Origin of the sequence: Kribbella sp. NPDC051620 (genome assembly GCF_044453825.1) — a bacterium.
Classification (GTDB): Bacteria; Actinomycetota; Actinomycetes; order Propionibacteriales; family Kribbellaceae; genus Kribbella.
Genome location: NZ_JBITDB010000002.1, coordinates 1030085 through 1055424, shown reverse-complemented (window position 1 = coordinate 1055424; position 25340 = coordinate 1030085). Strand labels below are relative to the sequence as shown.

The following is a 25340-nucleotide window of genomic DNA, read 5'->3' as shown; positions in this document are numbered from 1 at the left end:
GATTGATGGCCGTCCGGCGTGATCGAATACGGAAGTGTTCCTGACCATCGCCACGCGTTCATCGGTGCCTGAAGTTCCCGCGACGGATCTCGGATTCCTGTTGCACAAGAATCCGGCGCGACCTCAGTCCTTGGAGGTCGCGGGTGGGACGGCGCATGTGCTCTACCCGGAGGCGACGGCGGAACGCTGCACCGCGGCGGTACTGCTGGAGGTCGACCCGATCGCGCTCGTCCGCTCGGGTCGCGGTCGGTCCTCGGAAGGTTTCACCCTCGGCCAGTACGTCAACGACCGCCCGTACGCCGCGTCCAGCCTGCTCGCGGTCGCGCTCGGCAAACTCTTCCGCACCGCGATGAACGGCCGCTGCGACGCGCGCCCGCTGTTGGCTGCCGCCGCCATCCCCCTCGAAATCCACATCCCCGCCCTCCCGTGCCGAGGCGGCGCCCCTCTAGCTGAGCGCTTCTTCGCCCCGCTCGGCTGGACGGTCGACGCACGCCCCATCCCACTGGACCCGGAGATCCCCACCTGGGGCGACTCCCGCTACGTAGACCTCCACCTGACCGGCGAGCTGCGCCTGGCCGACGCCCTCAACCACCTGTACGTCCTGATGCCGGTCCTGGACGACGCCAAGCACTACTGGGTGGACACCGACGAAATCGACAAGCTAATCCGAGCCGGCGAAGGCTGGCTGGCCACCCACCCCGACAAGGAACTGATCACCCGCCGCTACCTAGCCCACCGCCGCAATCTGACGGACACCGCCCTGGACCGCCTGACGGAATCCGAAGGTGAGCTCCTCGAAGAGGAGCCAACCACCGAAGTCGGCGACGACCTCCCCGGCTCCGCCGCCCACCCCGTGCCATCTGGTGGCGGCTCTGCCTCCACTCCGCCGTCGCTCGCCGCGCAGCGGCGGGCGACGGTGCTCGAGGTGCTGCGCGAGATTGGCGGGCACCGCGTGGGCGATCTCGGCTGCGGTGAGGGTGTTCTGGTTGCCGAGCTGTTGAAGGACGGGCGGTATGACCAGGTGGTGGCTACTGATGTGTCTTCTCGGGCGCTCGCTCAGGCGGAGAAGCGGTTGCGGGTTGCCGAGATGTCGGATCGGCAGCGCGAGCGTTTGCGGTTGTTTCAGTCGTCGGTGACGTACGCCGATGCGCGGCTGGCCGGGCTGGATGCTGTGGTGCTGATGGAAGTGATCGAGCATGTGGATCCGGAGCGGTTGCCGGCGTTGGGGCGGGCTGTGTTCGGGGTTGCGAAGCCGGGGGCGGTGGTGGTCACCACGCCCAACGCGGAGTACAACGTGCGGTTCGAGAAGTTGAGTGCGGGGGCGTTCCGGCATCCGGATCATCGGTTCGAGTGGACTCGCGGGGAGTTCGGCGAGTGGGCCGCGGGCGTGTGTGCGGCGTACGGGTACGGCGTTGAGTTTCGGCCCGTGGGGCCGGTCGACGATGAGGTCGGGGCGCCTACTCAGCTGGCGGTCTTCAGAAAGCAGGAGGAGGTGTGATGGTGACCATCGGTGTGCCGGCGTTGAGTCTGGTGGTGTTGGTCGGGGCCAGTGGGTCGGGGAAGTCGACGTTTGCCCGCAAGCACTTCCTCGGGACCGAAGTGATCTCCAGTGATGTCTGTCGTGGGCTGGTGTCGGACGACGAGAACGACCAGGCGGCGACGAAGGACGCCTTCGAGGTGCTGCATTTCATTGCGGGGAAGCGGCTCGCCGCAGGGCGGCTGACCGTGATCGACGCGACCAACGTCCAGCCCGACGCGCGCAAGGAGCTGATCGCACTCGCGAAAGAGCATGACGTGTTGCCGGTGGCGATCGTTCTCGATCCGCCTGAGCAGGTCTGTGTCGCGCGCAACGAGCAAAGACCCGATCGGCAGTTCGGCAAGCAGGTCGTGGTACGGCAGCGCTCGCAGCTCCGGCGTGGGCTGAAAAGCCTCAAACGCGAGGGTTTCCGGACCGTTCACACGCTGTCGAGCGTCGAGGAGATCGATGCCGTCAGCATCGAACGCACCAGGCTCTTCAACGATCTCACCGACCAGACCGGCCCGTTCGACATCGTCGGCGACATCCACGGCTGCCGCGCCGAGCTCGAGCAACTGCTCACCACCCTCGGCTACGCGATCACGCTCGACGCCCAAGGCCGGCCATCCGACGCGCACCACCCGCAAAGGCGCGCGATCTTCGTCGGCGACCTCGTCGACCGCGGCCCGGACACCCCCGGCGTACTGCGACTCGTCATGGGCATGGTGCAGGCCGGCCACGCGTACTGCGTGACGGGCAACCACGAGGCCAAGCTGCTCCGCTCGATGCAGGGCAAGAAGGTCCGTATCAACCACGGCCTCGCCGAATCGCTGGAGCAGCTCGCCGAGGAGCCCGAGGAGTTCCGGGCCGAGGTCGCCACCTTCATGGACGGCCTCATCTCGCACTACGTCTTCGACGGCGGCAACCTGGTCGTCTCGCACGCCGGCCTGGTCGAGCGGATGCACGGCAGAACCTCTGGTCGGGTCCGCTCCTTCTGCCTGTACGGCGAAACCACCGGTGAGACCGACGAGTTCGGCCTGCCGATCCGCTACCCGTGGGCCAACGAGTACCGCGGCCGCGCGATGGTCGTCTACGGCCACACGCCGACCCCGGAGCCGGAGTGGATCAACAACACGATCTGCCTCGACACCGGATGCGTGTTCGGCGGCTCGCTGACCGCGCTGCGCTACCCCGAGCGCGAACTCGTCCAGGTCGAAGCGGCCGAGCAGTACTACAAACCCGCCAAACCACTCCACTTACCGTCCGCGCCCGATCGTGAGCCCGACGTCCTCGACATCACCGACGTAGTCGGCCGCCGAGTGATCGAGACCGCCACGCATGGCCGGATCAGCGTCCGCGCGGAGCAGGCCGGTGCCGCGCTCGAGGTGATGAGCCGGTTCGCGATCGACCCGCGCTTGCTGCTCTACCTGCCGCCGACGATGAGCCCGGTCGCGACCTCACCGGTGCCCGGTTTGCTGGAGCACCCGACGCAGGCCTTCGAGGCATACAAGGGCCAGGGCGTCACCGAGCTGGTGTGCGAGGAGAAGCACATGGGCTCGCGTGCCGTGGTACTGCTGACCCGCGACGATGACGTCGCCGAGAAGCGCTTCGGCCTCGCCGGACGCGGCGCCGTGCACACCCGAACCGGCCGCTCGTTCTTCGACCCAGCCCTCACGGACGACTTGCTGGTCCGGCTGCGTGAGGTCGCCGAGGCAGCCGGCCTGTTCGACGAGCTGGACACCTCCTGGCTGCTGCTCGACGCCGAGCTGCTGCCGTGGAGCGCGAAGGCCGGCGACCTCCTGCGCAACCAGTACGCCGCTGTCGGCGCGGCTGCTCGGGCTTCGTTGCCAGCCGCAACGGCAGCACTCGAATCGGCTGCTGCAGCAGGGCTTGACGTGCGGGAGATGCTCGAACGGACCAAGCGTCGTACTGCGAACGCGGACCGCTTCACCGAGGCCTATCGACGCTATTGCTGGCCGACGGAGGGGCTGGATGGCGTCCGGTTGGCTCCCTTCCAGCTGCTGGCGTCCGAAGGAGCGACGTACCAGGAGAAGCCGCACGCGTGGCATCTCGCGCTGGCCGACCGGATGGTTGCCGCAGGCCCCTCTCTCGTCACGCCGACTCGGCGGCTGTTCGTCGACCTCGAGTCGTGGGATGCGGGGATCTCGTGGTGGGAGGAGCTGACCGGCGCCGGTGGGGAGGGGATGGTGGTGAAGCCCGCGGCCAACCTCGTCCGGACGGCCAAGGGTTTGGCGCAGCCGGGACTGAAGGTCCGCGGGCAGGAGTACCTGCGGATCATCTACGGCCCGGACTACACCGAGCTCGAGAACTTCAGCCGGCTGCGCGACCGCAAGCTCGGGCACAAGCGATCGCTCGCCCTCCGCGAGTACGCCGTCGGCCTGGAAGCGCTCGAACGAGCCGCCCGGGGCGAGCCGCTCTGGCGCATCCACGAATGTGTCTTCGCCGTCCTCGCCCTCGAATCGGAGCCGGTCGACCCTCGGCTCTAGCCTCACCTGAGCGCTGAGCCGAGAGCGCTAGACGAGTAACCCGCCGAGGGCGGCCGACGAGATCTTGTCGGCTTCCTCGGCGGTGAGCGGCGCGTGGCCGGCCATCAGCCGGAAGATCAGCGGGCCGAACAGTACGTCGGTCGCCGTCTCCGCGCTGATCTCGGGCTTGACCTCGCCCCGGTCGAGCGCCCGCTGCCACAGCTCGGCAACGGCCTCCCGCCGCTTGTCCAGGAAGTACTCCCGGAAGTACGGCGAGGCCGCCGGATCGGCGACCGACGCCGCGAGCAACTGGGCGAAGATCGTCCCCTGCGGGCCGGCGTAGAACGCACTCACCCGACGTACCTGCTCGGACAGATCAGCCGCGGTGTTTCCCTTGTCCGGAAGGGGAATCGCCGCCGCCATCTGCTTGCCGAAGGCCTCGGCCGCAATCGCCGTCCGGCACGGCCAGTGCTTGTAGATCGTCGCCTTGCTCACCCCGGAGCGGGCGCTGATCGCGTCGACCGTCGCGGCCGGCAGGCCGCCCTCGGCGAGCAGCGCGGTCGTTGCCCCGAGCACCGAGTCCATCGCCCGCAGACTCCGCGGGTGCGACGACTGCTCAGGCATCGTCGTGATCCGTACTGACCGAGAGCGTGCGCCACTGCTCCAGCTCCGACCGGACCTGGTCGAGCTTGGCCTCGACCCGCCCGACCGAGTCGGCGCCGAGCTGGATCCGCAGCGGCGGGTCGGCCGCCCCGGTCAGGTCGGCGATCGCGGCCGCCGCCTTGGCGGGGTCGCCCGGCTGGGCGTGGTTCCCCTCGGTCGAGATCCGGCGCATGGCGCCGGCCGTCTCGGCATAGTCCGCGATCTCGTCGTCCACGCGGCGCAGGCTCGACCCGTCCAGGAAGTCCGTCCGGAACAGGCCCGGCTCGACGATCGTGACCTTGATGCCGAGCGGCTTCACTTCGGCGTACAAGGCTTCGGACAGGCCTTCGAGGGCGAACTTGGTCGCGCCGTAGATGCCCCAGCCCGGCCCGGTGGTGAAGCCGCCGACCGAGCTGAGCTGAATCAGGTGCCCGGACCGCTGGCGGCGTAGTACCGGCAGTACCGCGCGCTGCACGTTGAGCACGCCGAAGACATTGGTGTCGAAGACCGCTCGCGCGGCCTCGTCACTCGCCTCCTCGACCGCACCCAGCAACCCACGGCCGGCGTTGTTGACGACGACGTCGATCCGGCCGAACTCCTGTACCGCGGCCTCGACCGCAGCCCGGGCCTGTGCCTCGTCGGTCACGTCGAGCGCGAGCCGCAGAACCCCTTGCTGGTCAGGGATGTCGTCAGGCCGTCGCGCGGTGGCAACCACTTGATTGCCCCGCGCAACCGCCTCCCGAACCAGTTCGGCCCCGAATCCGCGCGACGCGCCGGTGATGAACCAGATGCTCATCAGACCGCGGCCGTCAGCTTGGCGAACTCCTCGTCGGTCAGCTCGAGCTTGGCCGCGGCCACGTTGTCCTCGAGGTGTGCGACCGAAGAAGTGCCCGGAATCGGCAACACGACGGGGGAGCGCTTGAGCAGCCAGGCCAGCGCGAGCTGTGACGGGCTGGCCTGGTGCTGCTTGGCGATCGCGTCGAGCGGGCCGCCCGACTTGGCGAGCTCACCGGTGGCGAGCGGGAACCACGGGATGAACGCGAGGTTGTTCTTCTCGGCGTACTCCAGCACCGGCTCGTCGTCGCGCTGGCTGAGGTTGTACAGGTTCTGTACGGAGACGATGGTCGCCGTCTTGGCCGCTTCCTCCAGCTCGTCGACACTGACCTGCGACAGGCCGATGTGCCGGATCTTGCCCTCGGACTGCAGAGCCGCCAGCTCGCCGACCTGGTCCGCGACCGGGACCTCGGGGTCGATCCGGTGCAGCTGGAGCAGATCGATCCGCTCGAGCCCGAGATGGCGCAGGCTCAGCTCGACGGCCTGACGCAGGTACGCCGGCCGGCCGACGGGCGACCAGGCGCCGGGGCCCTGGCGGGTGAAGCCGGCCTTGGTGGCGATCACCAGGTCATCGGCGTACGGGTGGAGGGCCTTCTTGAGCAGCAGGTCCGCGGTGAACGGGCCGTACGCGTCGGCGGTGTCGATGAAGTTGACGCCGAGCTCGACCGCGCGGCGCAGCACCCGGACGGCCTCGTCGGGATCGCGCGACTCGCCCCAGACGCCGGGCCCGGGGAGCTGCATGGTGCCGTACCCGAGGCGGCGAACGGTCAGATCGCCACCGATCGTGAACTCACCGGACTTCGCTGCGACTGCTTCGGTCATGATCCATCTCCTAAGTGAACTGAACGTACAGTTCACATTAGCGCGTCGCGTGGCTCACGCAAGAAGCTGGCGCCGGAGAGACTCGGTGACCCACTGCTGGAAGTCGGCTTCGGTCCAGCCGGACTCGTCGACGAGCTCCTGATAGACCCCCGGCGCGGCCAGTGCGCGATAGATCGCCTGGGCCTGCTTCAGTGGGATCGCCAGGTCCTTCTCCATGGACGCGATGATCGCGTCCATCACCTGGTTGCGGCCGGCCAGCTTGGAGCGCAGGAGAGCGCGGGTCTCGGCGCTCTCGTCGGTCGCGGCCTCGAAGATCAGCACGACGTCGAAGCCGGCGGAGTACAGATTCGTCAACCAGTGCGCGGCTTTGCCGAGTTTGGAGGCGGGGTCGGGCTCCTGCAGTACTTCGCCGGCCAGCTCCTGGGCGCCGGCTCGTTGCAGCCACAGATCGCAGATCAGCGAGAGGATCTCCCGCTTGGTGCCGAAGGCCGAGTAGACGGTCCGGGTGGCGACACCGGCCTCCTTCGCGATGGCGTCGATGCTCGTCGCGCCGTACCCGTTGCCGGCGAACAGTTTGCGAGCCGCCTCGGCGATCCGGATGCGCGTCAGCTCCGCCTGCTCCTGGCGATAGGTCTTGACGGATCCGGCCATGTGAGCACACTATCAGTGTGTTCAATGCAGTAGTACTGCAGCCAGTGCATGATGAGTGCAACCAATGAGGGGGAGTCATGACAGGTTTTGAGGCGCTGGAGCGGATCCTGCACGAGGGGTTCGCGGCGGGGAACCCGGAGATCGTCGACGAGGTGTGTTCACCGGACCTGATCGAGCACCAGTTCGGCCTGGCGGGCCGGGGGCAGGAGGCGCGGGAGCACGTGAAGGCGGCGATCCGCGACGTGCATGCGTTGATGCCGGACATCGTCTACACGATCGAGGACTCGATCACCGCCGGCGACAAGGTGTGGCTGCGCGGGCGGGCGCGCGGCACCGCCACCGGTGGTTTCTTCGGCCCGCCCAGCAACGCCCCGATCGACATCCCGCTCTTCGAGGTGGCCCGGATCGAGGACGGCCTCATCGTCGAGCACTGGGGCTGCCCCGATCGGTTCGCCCTGCTGGCCCAGACCGGTGGGCTGGCCAGGCTCGCGAGCTGAGCCGACTCGGGGGAGTAGCTCAGCGCGGTGACCGGCTAGTTCAGCTTGAGGGTGCTGGCCGCTTTGGCGGAGGCTTCTGCTCCGTACGCCGAGGCGAGGCGTTCGAGGAAGGCGGGGCGGTCCAGGGTGTACTCCTGGGTGCCGACCGTTTCGAGGACCGTGGTGGCCAGCGTGCAGCCGATCTGGGCGGCGGCTTCGTGGTCGAGGCCGGCCGTGCGACCGGTCAGGTAGCCGGCCCGGAAGGCGTCGCCGCCACCGGTCGGGTCGACCAGGCCGGGCGCGGGGACGGCCGGGACCTTGGCCAGGATGCCGCCGGAGTTCTCGATGACGACGCCGTCACCGCCGTGCGTGGTCACCCGGACCCCCACCCGGGACAGGATCTCGTCGTGGCTCCAGCCGGTCTTCTGGACCATCAGGCCCGACTCGTACTCGTTGCTGAACAGGTACGTCGCGCCGTCGATCAGCTCGCGGATCTGCTCGCCCTCCATCCGGGCCAGCTGCTGTGACGGGTCGGCGGCGACGTCGATCCCGTTCGCCTTGGCCAGCTTGGTGTGCCGCAGCATCCCGTCGGGGTCGTCGGCGCCGACCAGGACCAGGTCGATGCCACCCGTGGCGGCGTGGATCGCGCTCAGGTCGATCTCCCGGGACTCGGCCATCGCGCCCGTGTAGAAGGACGCGATCTGGTTGGCGTCCAGGTCCGTAGTACAGGTGAAGCGGGCGGTGTGCACGTTCTGGCAGATCCGGACGTGCGAGATGTCCACGCCGGCCTGGGCCAGCGCTTCGCCGTACTCGGTGAAGTCCGCGCCGACCGAGCCGACCAGCAGCGAGGGCCGGCCGAGCTGGGCCATCCCGTAGCAGATGTTGGCGGCGACACCGCCGCGGTGCACGACCAGCTCATCGACCAGGAACGACAGCGACACCTTGTGCATCTGCTCTTCGAGGAACTGGTCCTTGAAGCGTCCGGGGAACGTCATCAGGATGTCGGTCGCGATCGATCCGGCGACGGCGATACGCATACGGAGGTCTCCTCGGAGGGGTGGTGTCGGGCGGCTGGGCAACCCGATAGAGACTACAGCCGAGATCACGACGACATTCAGGATGGCGGGTTTCGATGGGTAGTCAGGTTCTGGTCACCGACGAACTGCACGAGTACATGGTCGCGCACGGGATGCCGCTGGACGAGGTGGCGAGCGATCTGGTCGCCGAGACCAACGCGCTGGGCGGCATCTCGGAGATGCTCACCACCCCCGACCAGGCGGGGCTGCTGACCACGCTGACCCGGCTGATCGGCGCTCGCCGGGCGGTCGAGATCGGCACCTTCACCGGATTCTCGGCGCTGGCGATCGCCCGCGGGCTGCCCGCCGACGGTGAGCTGATCTGCCTCGACGTGAGCGACGAGTGGACCTCGATCGGGCGGCGGTACTGGGAGCGGGCGGGTGTCGCGGACCGGATCGACCTGCGGATCGGCGACGCGCACGAGTCGGCCGGCAAGCTCGAGGGCGAGTTCGACCTGGCCTTCGTGGACGCCGAGAAGCCGGGCTACCTCGACTACTTCGAGCAGCTCGTGCCGAGGATCCGGACCAACGGGATCCTGCTGTTCGACAACACGCTGGCCGGTGGCCGCGTGGTCGGCGAGCACGCGGGCGACGACGACCCGGTCGACCGCAAGGAGTTCAACGCGCATCTCGCCGCGGACGAGCGGGTCGACGTGACCATCCTCGGCATCGGCGACGGCCTGACCCTGGCCCGGAAGCGGTGACGAAGGCCGCGCCCCGGTTGGCCGTCAAGGGCCTTCGGCACCTGTACGCCGAACGCCCGGTGATCGAGGACCTCACCTTCACCCTGCGAGCCGGCCGGGCGATCGCCCTGGTCGGCCCCAACGGCGCGGGCAAGACGACCGTGCTCAAGTGCATCGTCGGCTCCGCCGAACCGGCCGCGGGGGAGATCCTGCTGGACGGTTCGCCGATCGACGAGCGCGCCGAGGTGGTACGCCGCGACGTCGCCTCGTTGCTCGACGACCTCGACTTCTTCCCCGACCTGACTGCCGCCGAGCACCTGGACCTGCTGGCCCGGGCCCACGGCAACGGGACGCCGGAGGATCTGGTGGACACCGTGCTCGACGACGTGGGCCTGCTCGGTGCTGCTGACCAGTTGCCTGGCTCGCTGTCGTCGGGACAGCGACGGCGGCTCGCACTGGCGACGGCCCTGGTCCGGCCGCGCAAGCTGCTGGTGCTCGACGAGCCCGAGGCGCGGCTGGACTCCGAGGGCGTTGCCTGGCTGGGCGCGATGCTGCTCGCGGAGAAGAAGCGCGGTACGTCGATCCTGTTCGCCAGTCACGACGCGGCGCTGGTGGACGCCGTCGCCGACGAGACCGTCACGCTCACCCCGCTCGCATGAGCACGGCGGACGGCCCGGTCGTCTTCGACCCGGCTGACTTCGGGGCGATCCCGTCGTCGCGGTCGCTGCGCAAATGGATGCGGAAAGTCCGCCGGGGCAAGGCGGACCGTACGGTCTGGCAGCAGCTCGAGGACATCTACGTGATCGTTTTCGCCGTCGCCATGCTCGGCGCGACCGGCGGCAACGTCCTGGTCAACCTCAACGACAAGTCAGCAGCCTGTACTTCGGGCTCGTGCTCCTGGCTGCTCGACACAGTGCCCTACATCTTGGTGCCGCTGCTGGTGTCGACCATGCTCCGGGTGCTGTTGAGCATCGGGCCGGTGTCGGCTTCGCGGGCGACCGGGTTCTGGCTACTGGCGACACCTGTCGACCGTGGAGCGCTGCTGCGGCCGTCGTACCGGCTCGTGGTTGTGGTGGCGGCCGTTGTCGGCGCAGGGGCGGCGGTGATCGGGTGGGCGCTCTTCGGCGCTGCCTGGTCGACTGTGGGTGAGGCGGCCGTGTTGACGACGGTGCTGCTGCTCTTTACGACCTGTGCCACGGTCTGGGCGCAGCAGACGGCTAGGCGCTCTCGCTGGGCCATCTGGATTGCGGACGGGCTGCTGGTGGTCGCGGCTGTCCCCGCACTACTGCTAGCACTGCGCCATCAGCCCACCGGTACCTTCGAAAACCAGATGCTGCCCTTCGAGGAGGTCTCATCCTCTGGAGCCGACGTGCGGCTTCTGGTGATCGGTGCGTTGGCGCTGGTTGTCGCCGTAGTACTGGTGATCCTTGCCGGCCGGACGCTGGGGCGGCTCAGCCGTCAGACGGTGATCGCTGGGGGAGACCTGCTGGCTGGCCTTGCCGGGGCTGCGATCACGCTGGATGTCAGCTTGCTTGCTGATGTGGTCGCCGGTCGCCACTGGCGGTTGAAGGGGCGACTGAAGTCTCGGCGTGGGCGTGGAGCCAATGCGGTCGCCATGATCCACCGGGAGTTCCTGCGAGTGCTCCGGTGGCCGCGGCGGCTGGTGATCGGCTTTGCGTTGCTCGTCGTCCCGTACGCGGTGGCAGGTACCGGGTACGACGTACTGGTGCCAATCGCTGCGGGGTTGGCCGGCTTTGGGGCAGTGCGGCCGCTGATGGACGGTCTGCGCTCGGTCTGCCGGTCCACTGGCCTCGTCAGGGCACTGGGCCTAGAGCTCCGCGAATTGCGCGTGATCATGTCGGTGGTACCGGGTGCTTTCGCTGTCCTGTGGGCGACTCTCGCTGAGCCGGCCCTAGGCAGCCCCTCGGTAGCCTTTGCCGTCGCCGCAGGCATGCTCACCGGCGCCGTCCGCCAGGCCTCAGCCCGCCCACCGTCGTACAGCGGCCCCCTGGTCGCCTCCCCGATGGGCGCCATCCCACCCGGCCTCTTCTCCACCCCCATGCGAGGCTTCGACCTACTCCTGATCTGCCTGGCTCCCGTGCTGCTCGGCCTGAGCAGCACCTGGATCGTCATCGTCCCGGCGATCATCCTGATGCTGCTCTTCGCGATCCCCCCGAAACAAAGCTGAGCGCAGATCGCGCTTTGCGGTTACTGGCGTACACAGGTACCTTGTATCGCATGGTAGCGGGGAAGGTCTTCACCCAGCTGCGCCGCGGGACGCTCGAGTTCTGCGTGCTCGCGCTGCTGCAGGGGGAGGAGCGCTACGGGTTCGAGCTGGTGAAGGAGCTCGGCGAGGTCGACGGGCTGGTGACCACGGAAGGGACCATCTACCCGCTGCTGGCGCGGTTGCGGCGGGAGGGGTTGGTGGAGACCACCTGGCGTGAGTCGGGGTCCGGGCCGCCGCGGCGGTACTACAAGAGCACTGGTGAAGGGCGGCAGGCGCTGGCTGCGTTCGTCGCCGACTGGGAGCGGTTCCGGAACTCGGTCGACACCGTACTGGGGCGAGGGAGACAGGGATGAACGTGCAGAACGACGCGGACCGCTTGGTGGACGACTACCTGCGCCGGTTGACCAAAGAGGCCGAGCCGCTGCCGGAGGCCCGGCGTACCGACCTGATCGCCGAGGTCACCGCCCACATCGCCGAGGCCCGAGCCGAGGGCGCCGTCACCGAGGCCGAGATCCGCGACATGCTCGCCCGGCTAGGCACCCCAGAAGAAATCGTCCTGGCAGCCACCGACGGCCTGGTCCTCGTCGACCGCCAGCCGCGCTTCCGCAGCCGCGACGTGGCGGCATTGCTCCTGCTCACAGTCGGCGGCTTCGTCTTCCTCTTCGGCTGGGTCATCGGAGTAGTCCTCCTCTGGACCTCCGACCGCTGGACCCGCAACGAGAAGTGGCTGGGCACCCTCATCTGGCCCTTCGGCTACGCCTTCACCGGCTTCCTCCTCAAGGCCTACATCCCCATCGACATGCCCTCCTGGCTGGCCTGGATCGGCTGGACCTTCATCTTCGTCACCCAGACGGCAACAACCTCAATGCTGGTCCGAAACGCCCGCCCCCGCCGCGGCTGATCGCTCAGCTGAGGCCGAGGTCGTTGCGGAAGGCGACGAGCATGGCGTTGCGCTGGGCGCCGGCGCTGGGTACTTCGCGCTTGCCGGACTCGACCTGATTGCGGAAGGTCCGCAGTACGTCCATCATCGCGAGCGCCGGCCGCTGGTCCCCGCCAAGCAGCCGGACCTCGTTGAGCGACTCGTAGGCCTTGGTCAGTGCGGCGAAGAACGGCGCCGCGCTGACCGTCTCAACCTCCTCCGGCCCGGCACAGTCCCCGACCACAGCCCAATGCTCGCCGACACGGCCTCCACGTCATGCAGAGCACGGATATACGTCTCGCGCCGCAAGGTGGTCAGCTCGGTCGTCTGCTTGACCCGAGTCTCGCGCCACCCGCGGAGCTCGCCGAGCAGAGCGGTCAGAGCGACGCCGCCGAGGGCGAAAAAACCGGCAGTGATCTCCATGCCCGCAACCCTGTCAGCTCACTCGTGCGAGAGCCACTTGCGCTCGATCGCAGCCGGTACGTCGACGTCGCAGTGGCGGGCCAGGAGGAGTAGCTGGCAGAGGACGTCGGCGAACTCCAGGTGGAAGGCGTCGCGGAGCTCGTCGGGGGAGTTGCCCTTGGTGCGGGCTCGGGTGGTCACCTGGAGGTAGGACTGGGTCAGCTCGCCGACTTCTTCCTGGAGTTTGAGGAGGAACCAGTCGCCGGTTCGGTCGAAGCCGACGTGCTCGGCGTAGCGGGCTGACAACTTCTCCAGGCGGTCTGACAACTCGGTGATCTCCACGGCACCAGCCAAGCAGGTGGGCCCGACACTCAACGCCCTGCCGCCCCTGACAGCTGCAGGGCGTTGAGTGGTAGGGGCCGGCCGCGGGGCAGATCGCGGCCGGACCCTAGATCGGATAGGTGTTACGGGTAGCTGGTTACTTGTGCCTTGTTGTTGGCGGAGTTGGAGGGGCCGCCGGTGTTGTTGATGACGTGGGCGATGGTGCCCTTGCCGCCGAGGGAGACCGTCACCATGCTGTGGAACTTCACGCCGGGTTTGTTCGGTACTTCGAAGGCCCGGTCGGCCACCACGCTCGGATCGTCGTTGAAGACGCAGTAGCTGCCCAGCCCCCACGCCTCGTGGGTGGTGACCGAGTCGGCCACCTTGTACGCCGCGTAGCCGCGGGTCGAGCCGTTCATCCAGGCGGCCTGGTTCGGCGGGTCGTACGGCATCTCGTTCTGGTAGAAGTACGTCCGGCCCCCGTTCCCGTTCCAGATCGTCTGGTACTTCTGGTAGTGCTCGACGAACAGCCCGTACGCCGTCACGTCGTTGCCGTTGACAACCAGACCGGTCGCCGCGGTGTTCGAGTTCCAGCCGACGCCGTAGGTGTGGTCACCCCGCCACAGCCAGGTGTGGTCGATGATCACGTTGTTGCTGTTGATCCGCAGCGTCTCGGTGGCCTTGCCGACCGCCGCGCCGCCGATCCGGAAGTACACGTCGTGCAGCGAGGTCGGGTTCGCCGAGTGGTTCGCCGACGACCCGCTCGGGCCGATCTCCATCAGCAGCGGCGAGTTGGTCGGCGCCGCGTCGATCAGCAGACCGGCGATCTTCACACCGTCCACGTCGGCGACGGTGATGGACTGCGTCCCGCTGGTCGGCATCAGCGTCGCCAGGCCGAGACCGAGGACGACGGTGTTGGCGCGGTTGATCCGCAGCGTGTCACTGAGCCGGTAGACGCCCGGGGTGAACAGCAGATCCTTGCCGGCCGCGAGCTGCGCGTTGATGGTTGCCGCGGAGTCACCCTGCTTGGCGATGTAGAACTGGCTGATCGGCAGCGACTGACCGGCAGGGTTGCCGCCGACCCAGCCGGGGCCGGCCGAGTTCGACTTGAGGGCCGGGACGAAGACCTGATAGTTGCCTGCGGCATCGACGTACAGGTATGGCTTCTCGCGGACGATCGGGGTCTGCGCGACCTTGGTGTACGGCGGATCCGGGAAGGTACCGGCTGGTGCGTTCTGCGCGCCGACGAAGACCATGTTCCAGTTCTGGCCGGTCCAGCTGCCCCAGTTGGTGTTCCGGGAGATCCACTGCTGCTGGCTGCCGGAGCGGACCTGTCCGTCGACCAGTGTGTCGGCCATGAAGCCGCCGCTGGCCCAGCCGCCGTCGTCCAGCGCGAGGTTGCCCTTGAGGTGGTTGCGCCGGTACGACGCCGCCTGCGAAACCGCCCACCGGTCGAGCCCACCGGGCGGGGTGATGGTCAGGCCCTCGGCGCCGCGCCAGAAGTTCTGGGTCGCGTTCTGCGGCGGGAACCAGTCGGCCTCGACGTGCACCGCGCCGTTGATGTTGACGCTGTCCGGCGTCAGGCCGAGACCGGCGACCTGGGTGTAGAAGCCGACGTTCGCGCTCACGTTGTACGTGCCGGGCTTGAACAGCAGCGCGATCCGCTGCTCGCCGAACTGGTTCTTCTCCTGCTGGCTGAAGACCGAGTTGAGCTTGTTCTGGATGCTGCTCTGCGACATCGACGGGTCGAAGACCGACACGTTCGGGCCGAAGTCGGGTTGACCCGCGGGCGGGTCGGTCGGGGGAGTGCCGTCCACTGGGTTGATCCTGAACGATTGGGCAGCGGTCCCGTTGCAGGTGTACTGCTGCAGCTGGAGTCCGTCAGCGGTCGAAGCCCCCGGCACGTCGAGGCACTTGCCGCTGTTGCGGTTGACGAGGTGGTACGCGCCGTCCCCTTCCTCGACCGGCAGCCACTGCTGGTTGAGCCCGTTGCTGTACGACCACAGCTGGATCGGTGCGCTGTCGGCGGTGGAGACGTTGGTGACGTCGAGCGCCTGGGCCGCGTTGTTGAGCGCGTTGACCCGGACGTACCCGTTGGACGTCGGCTGGAACTGCCACTGCTGGGCGTTGCTGCTGTTGCACGCCTGCTGCTGCACGGCCGTGCCGTTGGCGGTGGCGGCTGCCCGGGCGTCGACACACTTGCTGCTGTTCTTGCTGACCACCGTGTTCCAGCCGGTCGGCGAGATTGCGGCGCTGGCGTCGGAGGAGTTGGCAACGGTCAAGCCCGTTGCGACCACCGCGGCCACCAGAGCCGCGGCGATCGCGGCGAACCGGCGGGTTCGCGGGGGAAGGCGGAGTGGGGCGTCTCCTGGAGTCATCGACTCTCCTGATGCAGTTTTTTGGGGGCGGGAATGCGCATTCAATCGCTGCGCTCCCTAAGGAAAGCCAACTTCCCTACTTAATTCAAGAGTTAGCCTAAGTAACCTCGAGATCCGGAACCGCTTCCGGTACTACGCAGCGCGACGCCCCCGGCCGATGAACCGGGGGCGTCGCGCTGTTCGGGGGTACCGGCTGTCAGTTCTCCGGGGTGGAGACGGTCGGCGAGGCCGGGGCGCCCGAGGCGTCCGGGGCTTCGGGCGGCAGTGGCGGGAAAGGCTCGAGCGGGACGCCGTTGGGGTCCTTCGGGTCGCCCGGCTCGGTCGGGTCATTGGGGTCGCCCGGGTCGCCCGGATCCGTCGGGTCACCGGGGTCCGTCGGGTCGGTGGGATCGGTCGGGTCGGTCGGGTCACCGGGGTCAGTCGGATCCGTGGGGTCCGTCGGATCCGTGGGGTCCGTCGGTTCTGTGGGGTTGTCGGTGGGTTTGGGCTGGGTGGCCCAGACGGCGGCGGCGGCGCGGGCGGCGTCGGGGCCGTCGGTCTGCCGCTCGTAGTTCTTGATGTCGAGGGCGTACTTCTTGCCGACCTCCTCGACCTGGCGGGACAGTTGCCGCTGGACCCAGAGCGCGTAGGCCTGGGTGCGGGCCTCGATGAAGTTCTTCAGTTCCTGCATCTGGGCGGGAGTCATCTCGTCCTCCGGTGAGCCGCTGGGGTTGAAGTCCCCGCGGGTGATGGCGGCGCGTGCGGCCGGTCCTGGGCAGTCGGTCGGGTCGGGGCGGATCGCGGAGTGCGGCACGATCGCCGTACCGCGGGGGAAGAGCCGGCGGAAGTCGGCGACGACGGCACGGGTGGTCGCCTTCATCGCGGCCGTCGGCTGCTCGCCGGTGACGAGCACCAGCAGGATCGCCCCGTACTGCTGGTTGACAGCGACATCGCCGTTGGCACCGGACTGTTCGCGCAGGCCGCGCAACGTCCACGCGCGGCCGGACTGATCGACGGCGACCTGGTACGCGATGTCGGACCAGCCTCGATCGTCCATGTGAAACGCCTGCCAGCCGCGCAACGCGGACGCGACCGCGGCCTGACTGTGGATGGGCGTCGTGGTACCCGTCCCCGGCCAGTGGATCGCGACGCCCTTCACCCGCGAGGCGAGCAGGTTGCCGGGCCCTGGTCTGGGCGCTCGGGCACCCCACGCGGAGCGTGGGAGGTAGTCGACCATTGGGACTCCTTACAGCATGTGGCGGCGCGAGTCCCACCCCTCCGGCGACAGGGAGTGGCGGTTCCCCTACTTTCGGTGATATCCACCGTACTCCGGGTTCAAACCCTCAGGGAACCTACCCATCAATCGGCCGCCCAGTCGAGCAGCTTTGCCCGATCGGTCAGCGCCTGACCCGGCAGTCCGCGATCCGCCCGTCGGTCGTGCCGATGACCAACCGGTTCGGCGCCGACGTAGCCAGACTCAGTGGTACCGCCGGCTGGCCGTCGAGGGTGAAGCGGGTTCGCCAGCGGACGGTGCCGATGGCCGCGTCGAGGGCGATCAGGTCGCCGTTGGTGAAGCCGACGTAGAGGACGCCGTTGAGTTCGTCGATCGCGGTGGCGGGGGAGTCGGTGGTGAACACCCAGTACGGCGAACCGTCGGCGAGCGCCCGGCGTACGACGAAAGCGCCACCCGGCTGGAGTCCGCTGCTGTCGTAGACCGTGCCCGCGTGGACGAGGTCGTCGTCGAGCATCACTCCCGGACCGCCGAACAGGTGTCGTGATCCCTGCCAGTCGAGGGGGAACAGGCGGCGGACCGTCAAGGCGTACGGGTCGACGGCGACGACCCACTTGTCGCGCCAGGACTTGTCCTGACCGCCTTGCAGGAAAAGGAGTTCGGTGGCGCGGCGGATCGCGAACGGATGGTTGGCGGAGTCGAAACCCGGCAGTTCGGGGCCCTCGGCAACATCTCCGAACGCGTCGACCAGAGTCAACCGGCCCGGCTTCGGCCCGGTACCGCGCAGCGCGATCCAGCCGAGCGAACTCGTCATCGTCGTCGCGCCGTCGAACTCGACCTCCTCGATGATCTGCCCGGTGGCGAGCAGCACCAGGTCCCTTGAGGTGCCGAAGTCGTCGGGCCATTCGGAGTTCACCCAGGCGGTCAGCCCGTCCGCGGACACCGCGATCTGCCGTCCGCTGGACCCCTCGCCGATCTCCCACGCCAGCTCGCCGTCAACGCCCCAGCACTCGATCTCGCGGCTGTCGAGCGCGGCCAGCACCCGTCCGTCGTCGAGGCACTCGACCGCCCAGACCCGGGTCCGGCCACTCCACTCGAACCCAGGCAGGGTCTCGCCGGTGGGCGGTACCTGGCACTCGACCATCGAGTCGGCCGTGAGTGGCAGAGTGATCTCCGGCCACGCCGTCCAGTCGTCGCCGTCGATCTCCATCGGATAGGCGTGCGTGTGCGCCTTCTCGTCGAGCTCGTCGTCGTCGACCGGCGCGACCAGTACGCGCAGCGTGTGGTCGCCGGCCCACTCGACCTGCCGGATCTCGCGGCCGTTGCGACGGAGTGTGCTGATCACCTTGCCGGTGCCGAGGTCGAGCAGCAGCAGGTCGCCTTCGAAGAAGTAGCCGCCGTCGTAGCTGCCCGCCCCGATCGCGAGCAGCGGGAGTTCGGGATGGAATGCCAGGGATCGGACCGGCCAGTCGGGTTGTACCAACCACTCGCAGACGCCGTCGCGATAGACCCCCAAGCGGTGGCCGCGAGCGCCGACGAGGGTCGCGTCGCCCGGCCAGTACAGCGATCCCAGCTCGCCCGCGACCGCGACCCGCTTGCCGTCTACGCTGCTTGCCGAAACGGTCGGCCGGCCGACTTCGGCGTACGGACCGCCGCCCAGGGTTCGCAGTACTGTCAAAGACACCCGGTCAGCAGATCACGACGAGGGGTCTACTACCAGGAGGCGGCGCGATGCGTGCGAGTGTTGCTCAGCTGTTGGCGGTCGTGGTGATCGGACTGCTTGCCTTGACGGCCTGCGGCTCCTCGAGTGGTGAGAACGCGTGTGAAGCGAGTGCCACGCCGACGATGTCCGAGAAAGAGCTCGACGAGAAGTGCTGAGTGGTCAATTCGCCAGCAATGGAAGCAGTTGGTCGCCGATGCGGATGATCTCCTCGCGGTAGGGCGTGTCGCTGAGGATGAAATGGGTGATGCCCAGGTCCTGGTACTTCCGCAGAGCCTTGGCGACGTCCTGGGCCGAGCCGACGAGCCAGGTGGTACCGGCGCCTCCGCCGCCGTACTTGCCGGGCGCTGTGTAGAGGATGTCGTCGAGCACGTCGCCGCGGTCCGCCAGCTCGAGTAGGCGTTGCTGGCCGACCGCTTTGAAGCGGCGCTCGTCGCGGTAGTTGGCGGACTCAGCCATCTTGGCGACCTTGGTCTCGGCGTCGGCCCACGCCTGGTCGGTGGTGTCGCGGACCAGGGTGGTGATGCGCAGGCCGAATTCGAGCGGCGCGTGCTCCCGGCCCAGCTCGGCGGTCAGCCCTTTCAAGCGGTCGATGCGCTCGGCGATGCCGTCCAATGGCTCACCCCAGAAGAGTTGTACGTCGGCATCGGTCGCCGCGACGCGCTCGGCGGCGGGGGAGGCGCCACCGAAGTACAGGCGTGGATGTGGCCGCCCCTCGCGGACGACCGGGCGCGTCGCCACGGTCGATCCAGTGACAGAGAAATGCTCGCCGCCGAAGGTGACGTCCTCCTCGGTCCACAGCCGCCGGACGAGCTGCAAAAACTCCTTGGTACGCCCGTACCGCTGAGCCTGGTCGCCCTCGCTGTCCCCGTACGCCGCCAGATTGTCCTGCCCCGACACGATGTTGACCAGCAACCGCCCACCCGACAACTGATCCAGCGTCGTCGCCGCCGACGCGAAATGCGCTGGCTGCCAGTACCCCGGCCGAATCGCCACCAACGGCTGAAACCTAGCCGTCCGAGCAGCCAGCGCAGTACCAACCGTCAACGTATCCGGCCGCCCCCACCCCGTCCCCAGCAAGGCCCCACCCCACCCATGCCGCTCAGTGAGCAACGCGAGCTCAGTCAGCCGATCCAAGCTGTTGTGATCCCGCACCGCATCATCACCCCGATGCCCAGGCTCGACCTGATTCGGGATGTACCAAAGGGTTTCGAGGCTCATACAAACAAGACTATTTCACTAGACTTACTCTCTTCAGAAGTCTCAAGACCTGGGACGTGCCAGGATCTGCGGAGCCGCTCCTGCGTTTCATACATCAGGTCCCGGGCCTTTGCCACGTGCGCGCCGACGAGTGCTCCGTCGCGCTTGACGAACTCGCCGGCTACCAGCACGGTCTCGACATCCGCTGCGCCCGCTGAGGCCGGTTCGAGTCCGTCGAACGTGCTCTCTGGCCGGTGCTCCACATCGTCACCACCTGACCGACGTCTAGCGAGGTGAGAGGCTAGTTGTCGCAACTTCCCGCAACATCGATGACACGCAACTTCGCGGAACCCCAGACTTGGCAACGCAAGCTCGAGCAACCGATGCAGACAGGGGAACATCATGAAACTGACACTCGTTGCAGGCGACCCGGAATCGGCTCCGAAGAACAGCCCCACCCTCTACAAGACCGACCGTGGAAGCTGGGTCGTGCAGGGCTGGGTCGTCGACGACCCTGACGCGTTGGCCACTCTCAACCTCCCGAACGGTGAAACGGCCGTTGAGATCCCGGACCGCATGATCCAGTTCTTCACCAACCCGTAGGACGACGGCGTGGAGGAGATCACTGAAGATGCTTTCAACGAGCTGCTGACGGAGTTCAAGCACAGCTCGGTGCATCTGGAGACGCGCGATGCGTACGGCACTGAGGTTGAACTGCCTCACATGGCGAAGTGGAAACGCGGCGAGCCGGACGACTTCGAGTGGCTGCAGGAGTGGTGTACGGAGCTAGCCGAGCATGTTGCAGCAGGGCGGACGGTACGCCGGGTGAAGATCGTCTCGGAACCGCTCAGCGACTATCAGCGCTGGGTGTACGACGTGTTCACGCCCATCGTCGCGGCCGGTGAGGATATCCGTTGGCTGCCGCGACGACGGAGTTCAACGTTGCGCATCCCCGGCAATGACTACTACTTGCTCGACGACGAGCGGGTTGTCTTCCTGCACTACGCCGGGTCCGGCTTGAACACGGCCTTCACGACAACAGTTGACGCGTCGGTGGCTGAGATGTGCCGCAAGCGTTCGAGCAGGTGTGGGCGTTGGCGATACCGCACGGTGAATACAAACCCCAATAGCGCGACCCGCAAGGCGCAGGAGGCGTTGGGCCTGCGTCTTCGGGAACTGGTCGAGTCGATGTATCTGGAGTTCAAGCGGCAGACCCGCGCGGGCATGAAGCAGATGATGCTGGCGCCGACGCCGTTGGAGGAACGAACCGAGCGCTTCCTTATTTACGAGCATCACGTCATCCCAGGGTTTTTCCAAACGGCCAGCTACACGCGGGCGATGCTCAAGTTCTGGTTCGGCTTCCTGGACGTGGCCAATGACATCGATGAGGCAGTGGCTGCCCGCATCGACCGCCAATCGGTTCTCTACGACAGCAGCAAGACCTTCGCCGTAATCCTCGAAGAAGCCGCTCTGTACACGCGTTTCGGCGACGCTGACACGCTCGCCGGCCAGCTCGACCGGCTGCTGTCGGTCATGAGTCTGCCGAACGTTGCCTTTGGCATCGTGCCGCGCAATGTCGAGCGAGACGTGGTTGGGCAGGTGAGCTTCTGGCTCTTCGACGACAAGCTGGTCAGCCTAGAGACACCAACAGCCAGCATCGAGATCACCGCACCACAGGAGGTGGCCATGTATGGGCGGACGTTTGACCACCTACGGAAGCCTGCGGTGTACGGGAAGGACGCACGCGCTCTCGTCATCAGGGCGCAAAACGAATTAGCCGACAGCAACTAATTGCAACTATCTATCCCGCGCACGGTCTAGCTCCCTAGCGTTTCGCCATGACATCAGCAGGGACCACGGCACGCGCCGGACTGGAGTGGGGCGGACATCCAGACGGCGACCAGCCGCACGGCACCGGATGGCCTTCACTGCACCCCGCCGAGCGATGCGACGGCGAGAACCCGATGACAGGCAGACCCTGCATCAACGGCGACCACAAGGGTTATCACCGCGACAGCCTCGGTGCCGAGTGGCTCGATGACTAAGCGCCGCAACATGCGCGGCCGGCAGATGCGCCGCTGGGCATTCCGAACCACAGCAGTCGATCGACGCAACGGCGTCGGGCCAGACGGCGAGGACCCACGCCACGTCAGCCTGGTCCTTCCCTGGTGCGTCGAGGCGTACCTCATCCAAGGCTCAGGCGATCCGCGAATGTCGTCCCGCAGATACCGCCAGCTGGAGTTCCGCAACCTGAGCGCCGGACGCCGGAACACCCCCTGACCGGCGGGACAGGTGCTGACCCTGCATCTACACCTGTCCCGCTGAACCACGACTACCGCTAGTCCAGATCGAACTTGAGTATGCGCCGACTGACCGCTTGAAACTGGTCGACCGCAGCCACAGCCTGTGCTCGCGTGCCGCTGACGAAAGCCCACTCATGTAGGCGTACCGATGCCTCGACCGCTGCGTCGGAGACCTCTTTCGGGCCGATGATGAGCACGAGGTTCATTGCTTCGATCACATTGCGGTGAGGGCCTTCGTAGCCCATGTCACCAGGGCGGACCTGGTGTTCGTCTTCATACTCGTCGGTGGAATTTATCGTCTTCTGACATGCAGCGGCAAACGAGACGTACGCGTCTTTGCGACTAGCGAAACGTGCTTCCTCGACCTCATGACGCCGCCGAACCTCATCGCGGGCCGCCTGTCGCTTCTCACTCATCCCGTCTCGGACCATGGCGATACCACCCGCGAGAGCGATACCGGCGAGCGCGCTGATGGTCCCGACCCATGCCGATTGCACGAATCGAGCGTATCCCGAGTGTGATCCGTCAACTGATGTGCGACGGGTCTAAAAGCCTGCCAACCGACGTCGGGCAACGGCAGTAGCCGGTGGCGGGATATTTGTCCGCCTGCGACCGGTCTATCGGCAGGCCACCCTCGATCGCGACAGGTCGCTCGTCGAGAGGGCTACTCGGCCTGGAAATCCTCGACGTTCCCGTCCGGCGCGGCCGAGGCGTAGATGGCATCGAGCCGCCGATATTCAGCATCATCGAATTCTGGCGGCCCATTCGTAGCGATCATCGTGGTGTCCCAAAGTCGCCCGTTTGTGCTCGGTCGCGGGGTGAGCAGCACGCCGACACTCCACGGCCACATCGGACCCAGCGCGTTCGACTTCGCAAGGAATCGCTGCCGCCGATGCAGCAGCCAGGAACGGAACATCTCTTGGTAATAACCCGTCAACGTCCCCATACAGGTGAATGACAGGTGCAGTTCGCCTTGGTCGACGTAGAGGAGGCGGTGTTCAACCCTGAGGGTCCCTGGCGGGGCGTTGCCACAGGTGATGAGCCGCCGCAGCAGCAGGCGTCCCAACTCAGCTCTGGTAGCTACGGCCACCCGGTCGATGTGCGTGAGGATCTGCACTCGATTGGTCTCGTCGCCAGTGAAGTCGGTTCCTGCGATGTCCTCCAGGATCCGCTGGAAGACACGGAAACCGAGTTCGTCACTGGCGGACGTCGGATCCGTTGGCAACAGCGGGACGTTTACCGAATCGGCTCCACTGTCATCCATCCAGTCGGGCAAGCGACTCGGCAGAACATGGAGATCCTTGTTGGCGAGGTCGAAGTAGCGGTTGGTTTCTGAGCCCAACTCAGCGGGGTCGTCCTCGCCCGAGACGCGATGGATGTAGTCCACGACTGCGGATGCCGAACGCAATTGGTTCCAGAGGAACTCCCAGTCGCGACGTAGCATGACGACGCTCGGACCGTCAGCGTCCTTGGGCGGGACGACTTCTCTCGGAGGGTTCGGATGATCCAGGACGACGACAGGGACCCATTCCACCCGCTTGCCATCAAGGCGGACTGGACGACCCCGCAGATTGTCCAGCGTCACGTCCCCGGCTCTGAACGTCGACCGGATCGTTCCGCGTGCTTGCCTTAGCCCGACACCCGCATTCTTGAGCAGCCAGGATCGGGCGCGCTCGGGCGTGTCTGGCGTTGCAGAGGATCTCGCTTTGACCTGGAGTGCAATACCACGGAATCCGGAGACGATGGTCCCGTCGCCGATCTCTCGACGGCCGCTGCCTTTCGGAACAACTTTGGGCCGTAGCACAAAGTCCGGCAGCCCCCACCGACCTGCTACGGCGCGGGTGGCGCTTTCGACTTGCGTGCCGTATTCCTCGCCCGGCGGCAGTGCCTCCGCATCCGGGATCTCCCGGCCGACGATCCGCCCGTCCCGGAGCGCCAGGTAAGTTAGCAGCCCGTCGTCGGTGCTGTAGATCGCCTGGCCTCGATCAGAGTCTTGGATTGCCTGGCGCGATTCCTGCTCTTGGCCCGGGTCATCGAACCGGACCGGCACCCATACCTCCGTCGGCTCCGAGGGCATGAAGGCGTCGAGTGCCTCCAACTTTCGGATCGACTCATCGGTGTTGAGTGAATCCTCGAGGATCTCGATAAACGTCCGGACGATCGTGAGGAGGGCATCCATTCGTCGATCCAGGTTGTCGTCAGAGTCCACGGGCCATGGCGCCACGTTCAGGATCGGGTCGAAGTAGACGTTCGGATTTCCGGTGAACATCACTTCCGGAAGACGCGGGCTGACTTTGAGAGTAGCCAGTCGCTTGGGACCTTCCAGCGTTCCGGGCTCATCGAGCGTGACCGCAGTCAGCGTGTAGCCCTCCGGCAGGTTGGGACGTGGGTCGGCTCGGCCAGCCCAGACCGAGATCAGCCGTCCGCCTGATTGCGAGCGGCGCAGCGCTAGAGCGAATTGCCGCATGTGGACGCCGAGATACCGGTCCTTCGCGAAGGGCTGCACGTCGCGAACCACATTCACCTGATCGGGGCGGAGCCCCATCAGCCAGCCCTCATATGGAAGATCATCGAACTCTGAAGCATCGAAGCACAGCGGCATTGAGTGCTTGTCAATCACGAGAGTTCCGAGCCCTACGTTGGCGATGGCCGCGGCTAAGACGGCTGCGTCCATGGCGCTCTTCACCTCAGCAAGCAGTGCGCCGGCCGCCTCATCGATGGTGCGCGACTGCAGCGCAGTCGGTAGATACGCGCACCAGATCTCCACCGTGTCCTCGCTCGACTTCTCAGGCCAGGCAGCAAACCGTCCATGATGCCGGATTTCGTCCCAGAGTCGGATGCACTCGCGCCGCTGCTCCAGAGCGCGATTCAAGTGGATTCGAGCGCTCGCGAACAGACGAGGGACGCGAAGGTGATCGGGAGGCTCCGGCATGCGATAAGGATGGCCGACGCCGCCGACAGTTCGGCAGATCAAGACACGAGCTGCATCACGCTCGACGTGACGCACGCGTCATATCAACGCGTGGCGTAGGGCCGTTTCAGTTTCGGGCGAAACGGTGGACACGACGTCTGGTCAGCCCGCCCGACAGCAAGCACAATCGCCCACGTGCCGAAGACCTCCTCGACCTGGACCGCCACGTCGTCCTCTGCACCAGGAGAGGCTACGACGGCCGTCCAGCCCTGCCACCCGAACACGACCGCAGCCTGTCATCGAAACGATCATGCATGCCGCGATCCGATGCTCTCGCACTGTCGCAGATCACCTGGCGGACGGGTGTCGCAGATCAGTCGACGGAGGACATCGAGTACATCCGTAGTGCTGCCGAGTTGACCTCTTATGGATCAAGGGCGCGCCCGCTGGGCGCGGGGGGGGGGGGGGGGGGGGGGGGGGGGGCGCGCCGCCCCCCGCCCCCCCCCCCCCCCCCCCCCCCCGGCGCCCCGGCCCCCCCCCCCCGCCCCCCCCGGGGCCCCCCC

The 25340-nt window shown here is 67.1% G+C and carries 26 protein-coding genes; 13 read left to right on the top strand and 13 right to left on the bottom strand.

The genetic code is table 11. The annotated features are described in order from the left end of the window. The first annotated feature begins 34 nt into the window (after nucleotides 1-34). Together ACIA12_RS12095 and ACIA12_RS12090 are read left to right on the top strand one after the other, a co-directional pair. Nucleotides 35-1498: a 3' terminal RNA ribose 2'-O-methyltransferase Hen1 gene (locus tag ACIA12_RS12095; RefSeq protein WP_396366956.1), complete on the top strand. Its 1464-nt coding sequence runs from the start codon at nucleotides 35-37 to the stop codon at nucleotides 1496-1498. Then, nucleotides 1498-4023, top strand: coding sequence for a polynucleotide kinase-phosphatase (locus tag ACIA12_RS12090; protein WP_396366955.1), 2526 nt, complete (start codon nucleotides 1498-1500; stop codon nucleotides 4021-4023). Before ACIA12_RS12095 ends, ACIA12_RS12090 begins: the two co-directional genes overlap by 1 nt. 27 nt (nucleotides 4024-4050) lie before the next feature. On the opposite strand, the gene ACIA12_RS12085 is transcribed toward ACIA12_RS12090, so the two are convergent. The 4 genes from ACIA12_RS12085 to ACIA12_RS12070 are packed head-to-tail and all read right to left on the bottom strand — an operon-like array spanning nucleotide 4051 to nucleotide 6951. Then, nucleotides 4051-4626, bottom strand: a complete 576-nt coding sequence (locus tag ACIA12_RS12085; protein ID WP_396366954.1) for a TetR/AcrR family transcriptional regulator — start codon at nucleotides 4624-4626, stop codon at nucleotides 4051-4053. Continuing rightward, nucleotides 4619-5440 (bottom strand): oxidoreductase, encoded by an 822-nt coding sequence (locus tag ACIA12_RS12080; RefSeq protein WP_396366952.1) that lies wholly within the window; start codon nucleotides 5438-5440, stop codon nucleotides 4619-4621. The genes ACIA12_RS12085 and ACIA12_RS12080 overlap by 8 nt, the downstream gene beginning before the upstream one ends. Next, complete coding sequence (locus ACIA12_RS12075; protein WP_396366951.1) at nucleotides 5440-6300, bottom strand: aldo/keto reductase; 861 nt, start codon at nucleotides 6298-6300, stop codon at nucleotides 5440-5442. The genes ACIA12_RS12080 and ACIA12_RS12075 overlap by 1 nt, the downstream gene beginning before the upstream one ends. Before the next feature lie 54 nt (nucleotides 6301-6354). Continuing rightward, complete coding sequence (locus ACIA12_RS12070) at nucleotides 6355-6951, bottom strand: TetR/AcrR family transcriptional regulator (protein WP_396366950.1); 597 nt, start codon at nucleotides 6949-6951, stop codon at nucleotides 6355-6357. A gap of 77 nt (nucleotides 6952-7028) precedes the next feature. Here ACIA12_RS12070 and ACIA12_RS12065 point away from each other — a divergent pair, with 77 nt between their 5' ends. Then, entirely contained in the window at nucleotides 7029-7448 is a 420-nt protein-coding gene (locus tag ACIA12_RS12065) for an ester cyclase (protein WP_396366949.1), read from the top strand. Between the two features lie 35 nt (nucleotides 7449-7483). Here ACIA12_RS12065 and ACIA12_RS12060 read toward each other — a convergent pair whose 3' ends face one another. Beyond that, on the bottom strand, nucleotides 7484-8464 hold the full coding sequence (locus ACIA12_RS12060; protein ID WP_396366947.1) for a carbohydrate kinase family protein: 981 nt from the start codon (nucleotides 8462-8464) through the stop codon (nucleotides 7484-7486). Nucleotides 8465-8559: 95 nt separating this feature from the next. Here ACIA12_RS12060 and ACIA12_RS12055 point away from each other — a divergent pair, with 95 nt between their 5' ends. The 5 genes from ACIA12_RS12055 to ACIA12_RS12035 are packed head-to-tail and all read left to right on the top strand — an operon-like array spanning nucleotide 8560 to nucleotide 12314. Next, the gene (locus tag ACIA12_RS12055; RefSeq protein ID WP_396366946.1) at nucleotides 8560-9207 is read left to right on the top strand and encodes an O-methyltransferase; all 648 of its coding nucleotides are present in this window, start codon (nucleotides 8560-8562) and stop codon (nucleotides 9205-9207) included. After that, nucleotides 9204-9845: an ATP-binding cassette domain-containing protein gene (locus tag ACIA12_RS12050; protein ID WP_396366945.1), complete on the top strand. Its 642-nt coding sequence runs from the start codon at nucleotides 9204-9206 to the stop codon at nucleotides 9843-9845. Before ACIA12_RS12055 ends, ACIA12_RS12050 begins: the two co-directional genes overlap by 4 nt. Further along, on the top strand, nucleotides 9842-11374 hold the full coding sequence (locus tag ACIA12_RS12045) for a DUF6297 family protein (RefSeq protein ID WP_396366944.1): 1533 nt from the start codon (nucleotides 9842-9844) through the stop codon (nucleotides 11372-11374). The genes ACIA12_RS12050 and ACIA12_RS12045 overlap by 4 nt, the downstream gene beginning before the upstream one ends. Nucleotides 11375-11424: 50 nt before the next feature. Further along, on the top strand, nucleotides 11425-11766 hold the full coding sequence (locus ACIA12_RS12040) for a PadR family transcriptional regulator (protein WP_396366943.1): 342 nt from the start codon (nucleotides 11425-11427) through the stop codon (nucleotides 11764-11766). Continuing rightward, nucleotides 11763-12314, top strand: coding sequence for an HAAS signaling domain-containing protein (locus ACIA12_RS12035; RefSeq protein WP_396366941.1), 552 nt, complete (start codon nucleotides 11763-11765; stop codon nucleotides 12312-12314). Before ACIA12_RS12040 ends, ACIA12_RS12035 begins: the two co-directional genes overlap by 4 nt. A gap of 4 nt (nucleotides 12315-12318) precedes the next feature. Here ACIA12_RS12035 and ACIA12_RS12030 read toward each other — a convergent pair whose 3' ends face one another. From ACIA12_RS12030 to ACIA12_RS12010, 5 genes are all read right to left on the bottom strand, one after another. Continuing rightward, nucleotides 12319-12576, bottom strand: coding sequence for a hypothetical protein (locus tag ACIA12_RS12030; RefSeq protein ID WP_396366940.1), 258 nt, complete (start codon nucleotides 12574-12576; stop codon nucleotides 12319-12321). 197 nt (nucleotides 12577-12773) lie between these two features. After that, nucleotides 12774-13076 (bottom strand): pyrophosphatase, encoded by a 303-nt coding sequence (locus ACIA12_RS12025; RefSeq protein ID WP_396366938.1) that lies wholly within the window; start codon nucleotides 13074-13076, stop codon nucleotides 12774-12776. 122 nt (nucleotides 13077-13198) lie between these two features. Next, complete coding sequence (locus tag ACIA12_RS12020; protein ID WP_396366937.1) at nucleotides 13199-15433, bottom strand: RICIN domain-containing protein; 2235 nt, start codon at nucleotides 15431-15433, stop codon at nucleotides 13199-13201. Between the two features lie 196 nt (nucleotides 15434-15629). After that, entirely contained in the window at nucleotides 15630-16649 is a 1020-nt protein-coding gene (locus tag ACIA12_RS12015; RefSeq protein ID WP_396366936.1) for a peptidoglycan recognition family protein, read from the bottom strand. 160 nt (nucleotides 16650-16809) lie between these two features. Further along, nucleotides 16810-18327, bottom strand: a complete 1518-nt coding sequence (locus tag ACIA12_RS12010) for a hypothetical protein (RefSeq protein ID WP_396366935.1) — start codon at nucleotides 18325-18327, stop codon at nucleotides 16810-16812. Nucleotides 18328-18374: 47 nt separating this feature from the next. Here ACIA12_RS12010 and ACIA12_RS12005 point away from each other — a divergent pair, with 47 nt between their 5' ends. Further along, nucleotides 18375-18521, top strand: a complete 147-nt coding sequence (locus ACIA12_RS12005; protein WP_396366934.1) for a hypothetical protein — start codon at nucleotides 18375-18377, stop codon at nucleotides 18519-18521. Nucleotides 18522-18525: 4 nt separating this feature from the next. On the opposite strand, the gene ACIA12_RS12000 is transcribed toward ACIA12_RS12005, so the two are convergent. Continuing rightward, nucleotides 18526-19584, bottom strand: a complete 1059-nt coding sequence (locus ACIA12_RS12000; RefSeq protein WP_396366933.1) for an LLM class flavin-dependent oxidoreductase — start codon at nucleotides 19582-19584, stop codon at nucleotides 18526-18528. Nucleotides 19585-19965: 381 nt separating this feature from the next. Here ACIA12_RS12000 and ACIA12_RS11995 point away from each other — a divergent pair, with 381 nt between their 5' ends. Genes ACIA12_RS11995 through ACIA12_RS11980 form a run of 4 tightly spaced genes read left to right on the top strand, consistent with a single transcriptional unit; the run spans nucleotide 19966 to nucleotide 21843 of the window. Continuing rightward, the gene (locus ACIA12_RS11995) at nucleotides 19966-20166 is read left to right on the top strand and encodes a hypothetical protein (RefSeq protein ID WP_344217865.1); all 201 of its coding nucleotides are present in this window, start codon (nucleotides 19966-19968) and stop codon (nucleotides 20164-20166) included. A 9-nt stretch (nucleotides 20167-20175) separates the two neighbouring features. Continuing rightward, complete coding sequence (locus tag ACIA12_RS11990; protein WP_396366931.1) at nucleotides 20176-21354, top strand: DUF5753 domain-containing protein; 1179 nt, start codon at nucleotides 20176-20178, stop codon at nucleotides 21352-21354. 47 nt (nucleotides 21355-21401) lie between these two features. Next, nucleotides 21402-21608 carry a hypothetical protein gene (locus tag ACIA12_RS11985; RefSeq protein ID WP_396366930.1) on the top strand — a complete coding sequence of 69 codons (207 nt, stop codon included), beginning with the start codon at nucleotides 21402-21404 and terminating at the stop codon, nucleotides 21606-21608. Next, nucleotides 21601-21843: a hypothetical protein gene (locus tag ACIA12_RS11980; protein WP_396366928.1), complete on the top strand. Its 243-nt coding sequence runs from the start codon at nucleotides 21601-21603 to the stop codon at nucleotides 21841-21843. The genes ACIA12_RS11985 and ACIA12_RS11980 overlap by 8 nt, the downstream gene beginning before the upstream one ends. A gap of 58 nt (nucleotides 21844-21901) precedes the next feature. On the opposite strand, the gene ACIA12_RS11975 is transcribed toward ACIA12_RS11980, so the two are convergent. After that, complete coding sequence (locus tag ACIA12_RS11975; protein ID WP_396366926.1) at nucleotides 21902-22363, bottom strand: hypothetical protein; 462 nt, start codon at nucleotides 22361-22363, stop codon at nucleotides 21902-21904. Nucleotides 22364-22530: 167 nt separating this feature from the next. Continuing rightward, nucleotides 22531-24873, bottom strand: coding sequence for a hypothetical protein (locus ACIA12_RS11970; RefSeq protein WP_396366925.1), 2343 nt, complete (start codon nucleotides 24871-24873; stop codon nucleotides 22531-22533). Between the last annotated feature and the right edge of the window lie 467 nt (nucleotides 24874-25340).

Bases quoted from the DNA above. Each gene is read 5' to 3' on its own strand.
- ACIA12_RS12090 (WP_396366955.1), top strand. From the start codon at position 1,498: ATGGTGACCATCGGTGTGCCGGCGTTGAGTCTGGTGGTGTTGGTCGGG.
- ACIA12_RS12085 (WP_396366954.1), bottom strand. From the start codon at position 4,626: ATGCCTGAGCAGTCGTCGCACCCGCGGAGTCTGCGGGCGATGGACTCG.
- ACIA12_RS12080 (WP_396366952.1), bottom strand. From the start codon at position 5,440: ATGAGCATCTGGTTCATCACCGGCGCGTCGCGCGGATTCGGGGCCGAA.
- ACIA12_RS12075 (WP_396366951.1), bottom strand. From the start codon at position 6,300: ATGACCGAAGCAGTCGCAGCGAAGTCCGGTGAGTTCACGATCGGTGGC.
- ACIA12_RS12070 (WP_396366950.1), bottom strand. From the start codon at position 6,951: ATGGCCGGATCCGTCAAGACCTATCGCCAGGAGCAGGCGGAGCTGACG.
- ACIA12_RS12065 (WP_396366949.1), top strand. From the start codon at position 7,029: ATGACAGGTTTTGAGGCGCTGGAGCGGATCCTGCACGAGGGGTTCGCG.
- ACIA12_RS12060 (WP_396366947.1), bottom strand. From the start codon at position 8,464: ATGCGTATCGCCGTCGCCGGATCGATCGCGACCGACATCCTGATGACG.
- ACIA12_RS12055 (WP_396366946.1), top strand. From the start codon at position 8,560: ATGGGTAGTCAGGTTCTGGTCACCGACGAACTGCACGAGTACATGGTC.
- ACIA12_RS12045 (WP_396366944.1), top strand. From the start codon at position 9,842: ATGAGCACGGCGGACGGCCCGGTCGTCTTCGACCCGGCTGACTTCGGG.
- ACIA12_RS12040 (WP_396366943.1), top strand. From the start codon at position 11,425: ATGGTAGCGGGGAAGGTCTTCACCCAGCTGCGCCGCGGGACGCTCGAG.
- ACIA12_RS12035 (WP_396366941.1), top strand. From the start codon at position 11,763: ATGAACGTGCAGAACGACGCGGACCGCTTGGTGGACGACTACCTGCGC.
- ACIA12_RS12020 (WP_396366937.1), bottom strand. From the start codon at position 15,433: ATGACTCCAGGAGACGCCCCACTCCGCCTTCCCCCGCGAACCCGCCGG.
- ACIA12_RS12015 (WP_396366936.1), bottom strand. From the start codon at position 16,649: ATGGTCGACTACCTCCCACGCTCCGCGTGGGGTGCCCGAGCGCCCAGA.
- ACIA12_RS12005 (WP_396366934.1), top strand. From the start codon at position 18,375: ATGCGTGCGAGTGTTGCTCAGCTGTTGGCGGTCGTGGTGATCGGACTG.
- ACIA12_RS12000 (WP_396366933.1), bottom strand. From the start codon at position 19,584: ATGAGCCTCGAAACCCTTTGGTACATCCCGAATCAGGTCGAGCCTGGG.
- ACIA12_RS11995 (WP_344217865.1), top strand. From the start codon at position 19,966: ATGAAACTGACACTCGTTGCAGGCGACCCGGAATCGGCTCCGAAGAAC.
- ACIA12_RS11985 (WP_396366930.1), top strand. From the start codon at position 21,402: ATGACATCAGCAGGGACCACGGCACGCGCCGGACTGGAGTGGGGCGGA.
- ACIA12_RS11980 (WP_396366928.1), top strand. From the start codon at position 21,601: ATGACTAAGCGCCGCAACATGCGCGGCCGGCAGATGCGCCGCTGGGCA.